The 14,547-nt window shown below is 42.2% G+C and carries 12 protein-coding genes; 3 read left to right on the top strand and 9 right to left on the bottom strand.

Annotated elements, in window-relative coordinates; genetic code table 11:
* Nucleotides 1-92 precede the first annotated feature (92 nt).
* Nucleotides 93-1,292 carry an MFS transporter gene (locus QZZ55_RS00575; RefSeq protein WP_293264200.1) on the bottom strand — a complete coding sequence of 400 codons (1,200 nt, stop codon included), beginning with the start codon at nt 1,290-1,292 and terminating at the stop codon, nt 93-95.
* 148 nt (nt 1,293-1,440) lie between these two features.
* Here QZZ55_RS00575 and QZZ55_RS00570 point away from each other — a divergent pair, with 148 nt between their 5' ends.
* On the top strand, nt 1,441-2,307 hold the full coding sequence (locus tag QZZ55_RS00570; protein ID WP_293264198.1) for a LysR substrate-binding domain-containing protein: 867 nt from the start codon (nt 1,441-1,443) through the stop codon (nt 2,305-2,307).
* A 6-nt stretch (nt 2,308-2,313) separates the two neighbouring features.
* Here the strand turns inward: QZZ55_RS00570 and QZZ55_RS00565 are convergent, their stop codons facing one another.
* The 5 genes from QZZ55_RS00565 to tviB all read right to left on the bottom strand — a co-directional run bounded on the left by QZZ55_RS00565 (nt 2,314) and on the right by tviB (nt 7,524).
* Nucleotides 2,314-4,224 (bottom strand): nucleoside-diphosphate sugar epimerase/dehydratase, encoded by a 1,911-nt coding sequence (locus tag QZZ55_RS00565; RefSeq protein WP_293264196.1) that lies wholly within the window; start codon nt 4,222-4,224, stop codon nt 2,314-2,316.
* 97 nt (nt 4,225-4,321) lie between these two features.
* Complete coding sequence (locus tag QZZ55_RS00560) at nt 4,322-4,882, bottom strand: sugar transferase (protein WP_293264195.1); 561 nt, start codon at nt 4,880-4,882, stop codon at nt 4,322-4,324.
* Nucleotides 4,883-5,065: 183 nt separating this feature from the next.
* Nucleotides 5,066-5,206 (bottom strand): hypothetical protein, encoded by a 141-nt coding sequence (locus QZZ55_RS00555; RefSeq protein ID WP_293264194.1) that lies wholly within the window; start codon nt 5,204-5,206, stop codon nt 5,066-5,068.
* The gene (locus QZZ55_RS00550) at nt 5,206-6,234 is read right to left on the bottom strand and encodes an NAD-dependent epimerase/dehydratase family protein (protein WP_293264193.1); all 1,029 of its coding nucleotides are present in this window, start codon (nt 6,232-6,234) and stop codon (nt 5,206-5,208) included. Before QZZ55_RS00550 ends, QZZ55_RS00555 begins: the two co-directional genes overlap by 1 nt.
* 9 nt (nt 6,235-6,243) lie before the next feature.
* On the bottom strand, nt 6,244-7,524 hold the full coding sequence (gene tviB, locus QZZ55_RS00545; protein ID WP_293264191.1) for a Vi polysaccharide biosynthesis UDP-N-acetylglucosamine C-6 dehydrogenase TviB: 1,281 nt from the start codon (nt 7,522-7,524) through the stop codon (nt 6,244-6,246).
* 340 nt (nt 7,525-7,864) lie between these two features.
* On the opposite strand from tviB, the gene mnmC reads away from it, so the two are divergent.
* A complete protein-coding gene (gene mnmC, locus QZZ55_RS00540; RefSeq protein ID WP_293264189.1) occupies nt 7,865-9,859 on the top strand; it encodes a bifunctional tRNA (5-methylaminomethyl-2-thiouridine)(34)-methyltransferase MnmD/FAD-dependent 5-carboxymethylaminomethyl-2-thiouridine(34) oxidoreductase MnmC in 1,995 nt (664 codons plus the stop codon).
* A gap of 72 nt (nt 9,860-9,931) precedes the next feature.
* Nucleotides 9,932-10,573, top strand: a complete 642-nt coding sequence (locus tag QZZ55_RS00535) for a CBS domain-containing protein (protein ID WP_293264187.1) — start codon at nt 9,932-9,934, stop codon at nt 10,571-10,573.
* A 69-nt stretch (nt 10,574-10,642) separates the two neighbouring features.
* Here QZZ55_RS00535 and QZZ55_RS00530 read toward each other — a convergent pair whose 3' ends face one another.
* The 3 genes from QZZ55_RS00530 to zipA form a co-directional block, all read right to left on the bottom strand.
* The gene (locus QZZ55_RS00530; protein WP_293264185.1) at nt 10,643-10,861 is read right to left on the bottom strand and encodes a YheU family protein; all 219 of its coding nucleotides are present in this window, start codon (nt 10,859-10,861) and stop codon (nt 10,643-10,645) included.
* Entirely contained in the window at nt 10,858-12,885 is a 2,028-nt protein-coding gene (gene ligA / locus QZZ55_RS00525; RefSeq protein ID WP_293264183.1) for an NAD-dependent DNA ligase LigA, read from the bottom strand. The genes QZZ55_RS00530 and ligA overlap by 4 nt, the downstream gene beginning before the upstream one ends.
* A gap of 141 nt (nt 12,886-13,026) precedes the next feature.
* A complete protein-coding gene (gene zipA / locus QZZ55_RS00520) occupies nt 13,027-14,490 on the bottom strand; it encodes a cell division protein ZipA (protein ID WP_293264181.1) in 1,464 nt (487 codons plus the stop codon).
* Between the last annotated feature and the right edge of the window lie 57 nt (nt 14,491-14,547).

Raw genomic sequence — 14,547 nt, 5'->3', positions numbered from 1 at the left:
AAAATTAACAGAAATAAGTCCATTAAAGAGCGCACTTTTTTCTTGCTATCTTACGACTTAAATAAACACTCAGACTAATACCCGATGAATAGCTAACTTGACAACCCATTTTCAAAACTACACGGTACTTTCTCTCGCTCAGTCAGATAAATATGTATCGCTAACACCAACAGCAGTAGCGCATCGGCCGTTATAACCCAATAAGCACCTTCCAAACTCCCGCTAATATCCTGAACAACACCAGCCATAAGGTTACCAAACGCTCCACCTAATCCGAATGCCACCATACCTATACCGTTAATCTGCATTGTCACGGTTGAGGAGTAATATTTATGAACCCAGCCAGCAATAATCCCCCACATAGGAAAGTACATCAAACCATATCCAACTCCTGCGAACACTGCAAAATCTGCAGGATTGTAAACAAATGCAAACATACCTAAAAAGAAGCCCCCAAACACTAGTAGCAAAGCCATTCCATGACCCTTGCTGTCAGCGAGCTGTCCCGATAAGAACCCAGCAATCATCCCCACAACGCCTGCCACCATCCATGTATATCCACCCAATGCAGGAGGAAGCATTAGCTCTGCCAAATATGTATTCAACCAAGTAGAAAATGGCATCGCTGCAAAGCCAACAAGAAAGCAAATCAAACAAGCAAAGAACGCCGCCCGTTCATACATAATAGTAGTAATAAGCTGCCGCACCGATAACGCACCCGTGTTAGGCGCTGTTTTAGTGAGCGAACGCTGATTAAGGTTTTTCAACAGCAAGCACGTCAAAACAACCGTCATAGCACCCAAGCAGCCAGCTAAGACCCAGCTACTTCGCCAACCAAGCAACGGCACCACCAATAAAATAATCAATCCGTTCAGGCCGTAGCCCCAAGCAGTACCACTAGAAGCGCTTGATAAACACGTTGAGCAATATTCAGGACGTGCATACCTACTTATCAACTCAACGATAGCCCCCCAACTAATTGCGGCACTGGCCGCCATACAAGTAAGTACCAGCAGCACTAACTTAGCATCATCTAACACCGCCATAACAAAGAGCAATGCACTTGTCACCGAACCGCTTATCAATACCAACAGACCAGAATTAACCTTATGCCCAAGCACTCCGAGCAACATAGCCCCCCCAAGGTAAGATAGTTGTGTTAATGCCCCTATCGCTGCCAAATCCCAGTGACTGATAACTATGGACTCCCGCATCATAGGGACCACTGCAGCAAATAGGAATACACCGAAACCATGGCTGATAATTTGATTAATTCCAAAAGTTGTGGTCATTCGCACCAACACTCTCCCTACTTTAAGACGGCTACCCAGAAATTGTTTAACGGTGCAAACACCCTGACTAGGCATCATAATAGCTTGTCACAGTTCAATAAATTGATATATATTGAAAGTTATGATCAAAATTTATGAATTCTAAAATATGAAAGATTTACCAATTACCTTACTACGAACCTTTATGGTCGTTGCAGAGACATTAAATCTCACTGCAGCCGCAACACGATTACACAAAGCTCCCTCAACAATAAGCATGCAATTAAGTCGCTTAGAAGAACTTGTTGCAAACCCTCTTATGGAGCGCGGCCAGCACGGCGTAAGGTTAACGGCTACTGGGATGCAATTGAAATCTCATGCACAACAGCTTCTTAATCTACACGACCAAATTGTTGGATCATTTCAAAATATTGATGTCATTGGCCCAGTGCGTCTAGGGACTCACGACCAGTATGCAAGCCGAACTCTGACACCACTGCTTAAGGCATTTATCCTTAGTTATCCAGAGGCACAATTAGAAGTGTTCTGTGATCACAGACCCAACTATCTAACCGATATGCTTGAACAAGGGAAAATTGATATCGCATTAGTAGAAATGCCAGCAAATTCCGGTGGCGGAACACGCCTAAGGAGAGATAAATTAGTGTGGGTCAGAGCTAAAGAGCACCCTATTCATAACCAGCATATTTTACCACTCGCTGTATTTGATGAGGGTTGTTATCACAGAAACTATGCTATTAACACATTAGAGGCTACAGGAAGGCCGTATCGCATTGCCTTTACCAGCCAGAGTCGCTCCGGCGTACTCGCTGCTGTACGAGCAGGTATTGGCATTGCGGTTATCCCGAAGCATACCTTGGATAATGATCTACTAATAATTGAAGATGAGCTGCCTACCCTCCCAGAGACAGAGGTAACAGTATTTACAGCGGTTAAAATCAATGAAGCGACTCAGCGGCTAGTACAAACCATTAAAGAAAGTCCTTTATTTACGACATGCCAAGATCTTGAATAAAAGAGTTTAAAGAGAATGACTCTTTTGTCTCTCCACCCATAATAAATCAAAAATCCCTGCTTGAGGGTTAAATGCTAAAGGCGCACTCAACAATAGCGCTCTAATTTGTTCTTGGTCATAAGCCTCACAGGCCAGATTCAAGTCCTTTAAAAAATCTGACATCTCATTCCACGACAGCGATACTTCTTTCGCTGTACGAATTCTGGGATGTAATGTTGGCTGCTCATTTTCACCAATTAAAAGCTCTTCATAAAGCTTTTCACCAGGACGTAATCCTGTCACCCGTATCTCGATATCACCCTGTGGATTCTGTGCATCTTTAACTTCATAACCCATTAAACGAATCATTTTACGAGCGAGGTCAATTATAAAAACAGGCTCTCCCATATCGAGTACAAAGACATCCCCCCCCTTCCCCAAAGAGCCTGCTTGAATTACCAGCTGCGCAGCTTCAGGTATTGTCATAAAATAACGCTTTATTTCTTCATGCGTTAAGGTAATGGGACCTCCAGACTTTATTTGCTTCTTGAATAACGGTACTACTGAGCCTGATGACCCGAGGACATTTCCAAAACGAACCATGCAAAAACGAGTACCGGATTGTCGTTGAGCTAAACCCTGCAATACCAATTCAGCCAAGCGCTTGCTCGCCCCCATAATATTGGTTGGTCTCACGGCTTTATCGGTCGAAATTAAAACGAAAGTTTCTACACCTGTATTTACTGCTGCTTCAGCAGCACGCCATGTCCCAAAAATATTATTTCGAACACCTTCAACAACATTATATTCAACCAGCGGGACGTGTTTACAGGCGGCAGCATGATATACAGTCTCGACACCGTAGGCGCTCATTGCAGCTTCTAAACGATTTTGCCGCTGTACAGAACCCAATAAAGGCACGATCCGCACACCTAAATTTGCACTAAGAGACAGACCCGATAATTCCTGATCAATTTGATATAAAGAAAACTCAGACAACTCAAACAAAACGAGTGCTTTAGGTTGTTGATTTAATATCTGCCTACAAAGCTCGGACCCTATCGATCCACCAGCGCCAGTAACCATAACCACTTTATTTTGAACATTTGCAGCTATTAATTCAGGAAAAGGCTCAACAGAATCGCGTCCTAGCAAATCATCAATACTTACTTCTTGTAACTCACTCACCGTAGCAGTACCGCTAACGAGGTCTGCCATACCAGGAATGGTAAGAATTTCTAAAGGCAATCCCTCTAAGCCTTCAATAATTTCACGCCGGCGTTGCCGTGAAAGACTTGGCAGAGCCAACAATAATTTTTCTGCACCAAAACGCTCAACTAGCCAAGAAAGCCCCGTCGGTGAGTAAACGGTCAACCCTTGCAAGATACTTCTGTGCAGCACATGATTATCATCTACAAACGCAACCGCTCTGTATTCGTTACCATGCAGTAATGACGTGTTTAGCTGCCTACCTGAAGAGCCTGCTCCATAAATAATCACGGGAGTTTTTTGGCGTTTAGTCGTTTGGTTATATAAAGCCCTGACTAAAATACGAGCACCACCACACAATATCAGTACAAAAGCACCATAAAATACGGGTACTGAACGTGGCAGAAAAGCATGAAAGTAGTGCGCAGAAACGACCACTACAACGACAGACACACCAATACTGATTAAGATCGCACTAATAGCATGATGACTCAAATAACGTAATACTGCTCGGTATAAACCCAAACGAATAAAACAAAATAAGGTGATTGCCATTGTTATGAACAACACCCCCCAATGCTTTGCAGATGCTAGCAATTCAAAACTTTCTAACCTAAGGACATAGGCACCCCAGAAAGCTAGCGTAATGAAAACCACATCGAAAGTAAGACTAATAACACGCTTAACACTGCGTGGCTGCCTAAAAAGCCAGTCCATCACTTTTAACATCTAATTTCCCAAAAATTAACAGGGTGATATAGCGATAATAGAAAAACTGCCTATCCCTATCAAACACTATAAATAAAGCATGGAGAGCTATTGTATATTATTTTTTCGCCGACTCGACTCGATCACCTGCGCCCTTGCCTGTAATCGTTTTAAAAATGTACGTGAAATAGTTCATCAATGACATACTTAGGATCATTTGCGCATCAGTTTTTGCAAGCAACTGAGGTGTCGACATGTCTATCTCATTAATTTGTGCCAAGCCAGTAATACCAGGCCTAACATCATAAACACCCACTTCCTCACGTGCTTCAATTAATTCTTTTTGATTAAACAAATTTGGTCGCGGCCCAACAAGGCTCATGTCACCTTTTACAACATTCCACAACTGAGGCAACTCATCTAACTTGGTTTTTCGTAAAAATACACCCAAGTTCGTAATAGAAGAAGAGGATGCCAAGTGGCTCGCAACTGATACCGTTTCAATTTTCATCGTACGGAATTTTACTAATGTAAAAGCTGTTTTATTAATACCAACGCGCTCTTGAAAAAATAAAGGTGAACCTGTATCGAAATAACCCATTACATATATGATCAGTAATAATGGCGAACCTGCCAAAAGACCCAGCAACGCAAAAAAAATATCTATTATACGTAACATATTATTATGCCATCCCATAAAAACAATCACTTACCTCACGAAAGGTAGCTACCTTTCATAATAGATTCTTATACGCGAGATCAATCACTTACAGGGTAGTCGGCTACCTTAAAAACAATTTTAATGCCCTACTACAAACTGCAAAATTGTTGCTCTTACTCGTGGTATAGCAAGGAAAGCAAGCTAGATATAAATAAGCATCAACTGCACCGACAGCCCCCCCCCTTGCTCGGGAAGTACACCACTCTCTGTAAACCCAACACTATGCGCTAGTTCCCATCGACTAATACCTAGCGCATAACAAGAAATAACATCTCCTGACATTACTTCCTTGAATCTTTAATATACCAACTCATTGCAGTCGAGATGCCCTCATTTATTTTAAATGTTGGACTATACCCTAATGCTGATTCTGCTTTGCTTATTGAAGCTTGCGAGTGCCTTACATCACCCGCTCGAAAACTACGATATACCGGCTCTTTTTGCCTAATGGTAAATCCTTCTGTTTGCAGAGCCCCCTGAATCATATGAAATAATTCATTTAATGTGGTTCTATCTCCTACTGCCACATTAAGCACCCCAATCTCACTGGCCTGCTCCGCTGTAGCAGCTAAAATATTCATCTGCACAGTATTATCGATATAGCAGAAATCTCTACTCGTTTCGCCATCACCGTTTATAAAAACCTCTTCGCCAGAAATCATGGCTGCGGTCCACTTTGGTATGACTGCAGCATAAGCACCTTCTGGATCCTGCCTAGCCCCGAAAACATTAAAATAGCGTAAGCCAATGGCGCTAAAACCGTACGTACGTCCAAAAACGTCAGCATAAAGCTCATTTACATATTTAGTAACCGCATATGGCGAAAGTGGGTTGCCAATATTTTCTTCAACTTTAGGCAACGCAGGGTGATCACCATACGTCGAACTGCTTGCGGCATAAGTAAAACTTTTTACTTTTTCATCACGTGCAGCAACCAACATATTTAGAAAGCCACTGATATTCGTCTCATTGGTCGTTATCGGATCATTAATAGATCGCGGAACCGAGCCAAGCGCAGCTTGATGTAAAACATAATCAACACCAACACAAGCTGTCTGACAATCTTTAATCTGTCGAATGTCCCCTTCTATAAAGTTAAACCCTTCCCACTGGCTGGCAGACACTAAAGACTGTACCTCGTCTAAGTTTCGCTGATGCCCTGTAGCAAAGTTATCCAACCCTACGACTTTCTGATTCAACTTGAGCAAAGTTTCAAGTAAATTTGACCCAATAAAACCAGCGACGCCAGTCACTAACCACGTTTTAGGGCTTGCCAACAATTCTGTTTTAACTTGTTCGTAACGAGTCATATTTCTTCCTTAAAGGCGAAGGTCAGCAGCATCAGCTGGTAGGATATATTTAAGATCATAAAGCACATGCTCAGGCTTACCAAATGCACGAATACCTTCAGCGCCCATCTCTTTAAACTGTTTATGAGCTACCGCGACAATGACTGCATCATAAACACCCTGATCAGGTGCTGATACGGGTGTAATGTTATATTCATGCTCTGCATCTGCAGCACTGATCCATGGGTCGTAGCAATCAACACTAATACCGTAATCTGAAAGCTCGCCCACAATATCAACTACTTTTGTATTTCTCAGATCTGGGCAATCTTCTTTAAAAGTAAGGCCTAACACCAGCACACGAGCACCATCAACCTGAATTCTTTTCTTCAACATTGATTTAACTAATTGGCTGACTACATAAGCTCCCATACCATCATTTAAACGCCTACCAGCCAGAATGATTTCCGGGTGATAACCGACAGATTGCGCCTTATGAGTCAGGTAGTAAGGATCAACACCGATGCAATGACCACCCACCAAACCCGGCCGAAAAGGCAAGAAGTTCCATTTAGTTCCAGCTGCTTTCAGTACTTCTTCAGTGTCAATGTCTAGTTTATTAAAAATGACGGCTAACTCATTTATTAAACCAATATTGACATCACGTTGCGTGTTCTCAATAACCTTCGCCGCTTCAGCAACCTTAATAGAACTTGCTTTGTAAGTCCCTGCGGTAATAATTGAGCGGTATAGATTATCTACAAAATCAGCCACTTCCGGAGTTGAGCCCGAAGTAACCTTCAAAATACTGGTAACACGATGCTCTTTATCACCTGGGTTAATTCGCTCAGGACTATATCCACAATAGAAGTCCTTATTAAAAACAAGACCAGATTCGCGCTCTAGAACAGGAACGCACTCTTCTTCTGTAGCTCCCGGGTATACAGTAGATTCATAAATGACAACATCCCCTTGCTTTAGCGCCTTACCAATAACCGCACTCGCTTTTAGCAGAGGTGTAAGGTCGGGCTGCTTATGCTCGTTAATGGGAGTTGGCACCGTCACAATAAAAACATTACAGCTTTTTAACGCATCAATTTCAGCGCTATATGTTAACAATGATGCTTGCGCTAGCTCTTCATTACTGACTTCCAAAGTGCTATCAAACCCGCCCTGCAACTCTTCTAATCGAGCTTTATTAATATCAAAACCCAACGTCGCCACATGCTTGCCAAATTCGGCAGCCAACGGAAGCCCTACATAGCCTAAACCAAGAATTGCTATACGAGTATCATGAGTAGTAAAGTTCATTGAGACGCCTTTCAAAAAAGCTCGAAAACAGAGCAAAATATCATTAATTACGATTAGTGTTATTCAGGTACATTCAGAGAGTTAAAACATCTCTTATCCTGAGGTAAAGCACTTAAAATATAAACCAGCCATCCAATCGGATGACCTTCGCAAAACCACATAAAATATTTCTTTGGCATTAATCAGATAACTGGTAATTTTAGCACAGCAGTTGTAGCGGTACTACGACACCCTACGCTCTTCAATTACTATCGAATTATATTCAAACCATGTTCCCATATATTCGATCCTCATTACATCTTGCCTTACAATATATGTTTACATTTATGAGTAAATTTTCATGAAGCAGTGCCATGCTGAGCTTATCTGGTCTGAAGGAGCCCCCCTTTCTAAGTCTTTTGGTGATTTTTATTGCAGCCTGGCAGATGGTCTTGCGGAAAGCCGCTATGTGTTTATCGAAGGTAATAAACTAATAGAGCGTTACACAAACGAGCTTGCTTCTAGCTTAACCATTGCAGAAACTGGATTCGGTACTGGTTCAAACTTACTCTGCACCTTAGATGCTTTCAGCCAATTGTCTACTTATCCACTTTATGGCGTGCACTTTCTATCAACAGAACTCTATCCACTCACCTACTTTGATTTAAAAAAAGCTCTATCAGACCATCCTAAATTTCATCATTATTCAAAACAACTACTAGCGCAGTACCCACCTTATGTTCAGGGTATGCATCGCTTCATTTTTGATGGAGGCCGTTTTTACTTAACCCTATGCATAGGAGATGCTCTTACAAGCTTACGACAAGTTGATTCAGCCATTGATGCCTGGTATCTCGATGGTTTCTCTCCTGCTAAAAATCCTGCCATGTGGAGCCCCGAATTATTCTCTCAAGTTTCTAGACTAACCAAAGAAAACGGTACATTAGCGACGTATGCTGCCGCTAGTTTTGTGAGAAAAGGGCTCAGCAATGAGGGCTTCACTATGAATAAAAAGCCGGGGTATGGAAAAAAACGAGAGATGCTGTCAGGGACTTTTCTACAACGTAAAACCGCTATACCATCAGAAAAGTATCCATGGTTTACTCTCCCTGATACCAAGAAGCCAAGCACCGCCATAATTATCGGCGCAGGGCTGGCCGGATGCACGACTGCAGAAGCGCTTGCTCGTCGAGGAATTAACGTTCAATTAATAGATCGATGTAATGATATTTGCCAAGAGGCATCAGGCAATCGCCAAGGAGCGCTCTATGCAAAACTTCCCACCAAGCCAACACGTGGAGGTGAGTTGCATTTATGTGGTTTAGAATACACTCTGCGGCTGCTTAACATCTATCAATGTCTAGATAACCAAATAGCATCACAGTGCGGCGTACTTCAACTCGCCATGTCAGAAAAGGAATCAATCAAACAAAATGCTATCGTAAATAGCGGTGACTACTCTAGTGATGTTGTTTCCATCAAATCTCCCGAGCAAGCATCTCAGATAGCAAGTACTCCTATAACACACCAAGCTTTATATTTTCCGCGTGCAGGGTGGGTTCAACCCAGAGCTTTTTGCAGAAAAATTATTGAACATTCAAACATAAAGTTAACACTTTCCACGTCTATTACATCATTAGCTCAAGAGAGTGATAGTCGCTGGACAGTAATCGACCATAACGATCAGCGACACACTGCCGATATTGTCATCGTTGCATCCGCAGCACACGCTAATGAGTTCGAGCAACTTAAACACTTACCTATAAAAAAAATTAGAGGGCAGGTTTCTGTCACACAAAAACACGTCATGCAAAATGATTTAAAAACCGTAATTTGTGGCGAAGGTTACATATCTCCTCCGTTAGATGGACTGTATACATTTGGTGCTACATTTGATTTGCATGACCAATCCCCAGAGTTAAGAGAAGAGGATCACAAGAGCAATCTGTCAATGATACGTAATGCGGCAGGCTCTTTTGCAGAGAACCTTCCAGCCCTTACTCAATGGGATGGAAAAGTTGGCTATCGCTGCTCTACACCTGACTACCTGCCCATTGCAGGCCCAGCACCTGTTTATTCAGCTTATCTAGATCAATATTCTAAATTACAAGACGACAAGAACTGGGCGTTTAAAAATGCCCCAGCAGAATCACACCCAGGCCTTTATGTAAATGTAGGCCATGGCTCAAAAGGGCTAATTACAGCCCCACTCATTGCAGAGTATCTAGCATCAAGCATATGCTCTGAGCCTTTGCCTATTCCACGCGAGATCTGCCACGCTCTTCACCCAGCTCGTTTTATTATAAAATCATTGATTAAAGGAAAGAACAAGCACGTACCAACTATCAAGGAGTAGCCGTTGCAGCCGATAGTTATGCAATAAGCTAAAATAATAGTAGTAGGCAACCGCAACCTTTGGGAAATACTTATGTCGTTAATTGTAATTGACCACGGCAATCGCATTGAAACACCAGTAAAGTCAATCTTCCCGACGCACGGGGTTGAAAGCACCGCCCCCTCTAAAGGACTTCACGACAGCGCTGGCGTTGAGAAAAAAGTACACGCTGATGGCGAGAATTTTACTCAGTACCTCAACAGTGAAGGTGGCAAAAAACCTCAAGAACAAACGCAAAACACTTATAGCGCACTTAACCCCGAAAAAAAGAAGCAACAAGCAACCAAACTAAAAGCAGCTCAAGTAATGAGCCACCCTGTTCACACAATTGCGCGTGAAGTCACCTTCAAAGCAGCCTGGGCAAGAATGCAAGAGTTACATGTTAGCCACTTAATGGTAACTGATGCAGATAATGAGCCCGTTGGTATCATCTCGCATATTGATATTATCGAACACGGGAAGGAATCCCCTGTCAGTATTGCTAATTTTTATACTCGACAGTTAATTGCAGCATCACCTGAAACTGACATTTCAGTTATTTCCTCTAGTTTCATCGAATATGAAATCAATGCTATGCCCGTTTTTAATGCAAACAACCAGCTCCTTGGTATAGTTTGCCGATCAGATCTTTTACGCTTATTAATCAGCGGTTCACACATTGAAAGCTGGGCATAAACTATAAAATAAATACAAGAAACAAAAGCAATGAATTTTATCTATAAATATTCGAAGATGCCCTAGCACTTAACCTTTTAGACGCTCACTTAGCACCAAGTTAACTTCATCTGTTGCTTCATTAAATAACACTACAATTTCTTTATTTTTCAGCTTTTTCTTAACTTGCTCTACACGCAAAGCAAGAGGTGTTTCATCATAGCCATAATCTGTACCATCGCGTGTCACAAATTCTTCAATCATGCCTTCAAGAGCTTCAGCAGAGATAGACTCTATTGGCACGATCATGATGCAGCAACCCCATAAGAAACCAATAAGCTCACAAAGGCATTTTCGTCTAACACCAAGATCCCTAAAGATTCAGCTTTAGCCAGCTTACTACCCGCGCCAGGGCCCGCAACAACACAGTCCGTTTTCTTTGAAACACTTCCAGATACTTTAGCCCCTAACTGCTGTAATTTTCCTTTTGCATCGTCTCTACTCATTAACTCAAGCGTACCGGTAAGAACGTACACTTTATTAAGCAAAGGTTGATTCTCTAGATTATTTGACTCTAGCTTTGGCCAATGAACACCTGCTTCTTGTAAGGCCGTAACAACGTCAAGATTGTGCACTTGTACAAAAAAAGTTTTTATATAGTGCGCAACTACCTCACCAACATCAGGCACTGCTAATAATTGCTCCTCACTGGCCTCAACTACCGCACTAAGATCACCAAACACATTGGCTAAATTACGCGCTGTAGCCTCTCCGACTTCACGAATGCCTAACGAATAGATAAAACGAGCTAAAGTGGTGGATTTTGAATTTTCAATAGCCGCTATTAAATTATCCGCAGACTTATCGCCCATACGATCCAGCCCTGCAATGTCCTTATGCTGTAATAAGTAAATATCAGCAACGGATTTCAATAATTCCTTATCCACCAGCGCATCAATCAGTTTCTCACCAAGCCCATCAATATTCATAGCTTTACGAGATGCATAATGACGCAAAGCCTCTTTACGTTGTGCCGAACAACTCAAACCACCACTACAACGAGCAATTGCTTCACCTGCAATTTTTTCGATGTCCGAATCGCAAACAGGGCAACTCTGCGGAAAACAAACGTCCTCAGCATCAACAGGACGCTTATCAACAACCACTCTTACTACTTTAGGAATAACTTCACCCGCACGGTGAATAATAACCCAGTCTTTTACGCGCAAACCCAAGCGCGAGATTTCGTCCATATTATGTAACGTCGCATTGCTGACAGTAACTCCACCAACAAAGACAGGTTTTAAACGAGCTACCGGTGTAATAGCGCCTGTGCGCCCTACCTGAAATTCCACACTTTCAACTTGAGTCATCTCTTCTTGTGCCGGAAACTTATGTGCGATGGCCCAACGAGGGTACCTTGAAACAAATCCAAGTTGTTTTTGTAGCTGGTATTCATCTACTTTAAATACCAAACCATCAATCTCATAAGGAAGGGTATTTCTTAGCTCAGCCATACGTTGATAGTAACTAAAGCAACCTTGTGCACCCTCCACCAACTCTAAGTAGCGACTTATTTTGAAACCCCAGCGGTTTAATTGCTGCATTGAATCCACATGGGTATCCGGCATCTCACCGCCGGAGAAAACACCAATACCGTAACAGCACATTTCTAATGGGCGCGTCGCTGTTATACGAGCGTCAAGCTGACGCAAGCTCCCTGCTGCTGCATTACGAGGATTAACAAATGCTTTCTCGCCTTTAGCTAGTGCGCGCTCATTCAACGCATTGAAGCCCGCTTTAGGCATATAAATTTCGCCACGTACCTCAAGACGATTAGGGATACCTTCACCCATAAGTCTTAACGGAATAGAAGGAATCGTTCTGACGTTATGTGTAATATTCTCACCTGTTGAACCATCACCACGCGTTGCGCCTCTGATTAACTCACCATTTTCATACATCAAACTGACAGCTATACCATCTAGCTTAGGCTCACAAGCATAGGGTACTTCTAACAAACCATCTAAGCGCTCTCGCACACGCCGATCAAAATCACGCAGGTCTTCTTCAGAGAAAGCATTATCAAGTGATAGCATCGACATTTCATGCTGTACTTCTTCAAAACCGCTTATAGGCGCACTACCCACACGCTGAGTAGGAGAGTCATCTGATATATACTCTGGATGATCCTTCTCTAATGCCTGTAATTTCTGAAAAAGTCGATCATATTCAGCATCGGGAATACTGGGTTCATCCTGTATATGGTAGCGATAATTATGCTGATCAATCTCAGCGCGAAGCTGCTTAATTTCTGTTATTACGTCAACCATACCAGCATCACCCTAAAACAATGTTTTATCATCAAACATGGAATATTATTAAATTAAACGAGCGCACTAATACCTTTTGAGGCTTTGTCTGTATCCATACAAAAACCATCAAAGGAATAGTAACTAAAAACTAAGAATATATTAAGAAAGGTTACGCTTATGGAGTTTATGCATTTCGAATTCACGAATACGCTCACGATAATGCGCTTTTGTTTGTGGCCGCATAACTGAGCGGTTTTCATCTAATAGATCACCACCCAAATGGGTTGAAACTGTTTCGGCAGTCGCTAACATGCACTCAAACGCATTTTTTGCATCTTCAGGCTCGCTCATTGACATAAAGAAGCTTACACCTGGCGTTGTCATTTCAGACATATTTTCTAAATCAAAGGTCCCAGGATTAACAGCATTAGCCATACTAAACTGCACAGCCCCTTTATCAATACCCTCCTCAAATCGATGAAACAAACTCATGTCACCAAAACGCATACCACAAGCTAACACAACCTGAAGTAAGGTTTGTCCATCTAAAGGCTGTTGTTTGCCTACGACTGTTATGACAAGCACTTCTTCAGGTTCTGGAGCTTGCTCTCGAGCTTTACGATCACTTCTAGCACTTTCTAAGCGATCATTTTCAAACAAAGAGTCCTGCTCTGGCTCAACTAGATCATCTTGTTCGATCGAAATAGACTCTGGAATAACATCATTAGTTCCTTGCGGAGTATCATCAGAAACTTCATGCTGCAGAAAAGATTGATCTGAAATTGGTTCTTTTTCAGTAACAACTTGTTCTACTGAACTGATACCTTCGTATTTCTCTTGAGGCTCGCTTGCAGTTTCTAGAGAAGGCTCTTCCACATTTTCAACTGATTCTTGTGCATCCGGGTAAAAAAACATCTCCTCCTGTGCTTGAGAAGTTTCAGATTTGCTTATATTTTCAGAGGCTTGACGCATCAAGACCGTTATTGGCTGTTCAAGATCTAAATATTCAGTCGGGGCAGAACTCGAATGAGCATTACTAACGACTTCTTGTTTTCTAACAGGTGACAGGATTTCTGGTATTTCATCAAAAAGAGGATCTAGTTCTTCCTGCTGGTTGGACGTGTTAATAGACGTTTGAGATATCTGTTGATGCTTATACTCTGACGATGCGTTTGGCACTTGTTCGTAGCGAGTGTTCTCATGATGTTCTTTCGGACTTAAATCTAAGTCCTGATCAGAAGATAAATATTCCTGTTTGCTATCGACTACTTGAGCAGAATCAACTTCAGTTCCACCCGTGGCATAAGCGCTAGGTTCAACATAATCATTTAAATGCTCAAAACCTGGGTCGATGCGCTCTGAAGAATGAGACGCAACACTCGCTTCATGACCGTAAGACTGTTCACGTCCCTCTTCTGGTAAAGCACGAGCCCCGCCATTTGGCAGCTCAGGATTGTGAGCTCCTGATGCAACATCTGTCTCTACAGAATCAACGAAGCCTCTGTCTATGTCTATTTTTAGAGTGTTTCGCTGGCCCTTCATCCGACGCCATCCGTCGAAAATAATTAGGCCAATAACTAGAAGTCCCCCAATTATTAGCCACTCTCTTAAGCCGATATCCATGTTTAACCACTTGCCTCAGAAAACATTAACTCAATCATACGCTTACTATAAACCGAA

It is taken from the genome of Neptunomonas sp., assembly GCF_016744175.1.
Taxonomy (GTDB): domain Bacteria; phylum Pseudomonadota; class Gammaproteobacteria; order Pseudomonadales; family Balneatricaceae; genus Neptunomonas.
The sequence above is the reverse complement of the archived record's forward strand: the minus strand, read 5'-3'. Positions and strand labels throughout refer to the sequence as shown.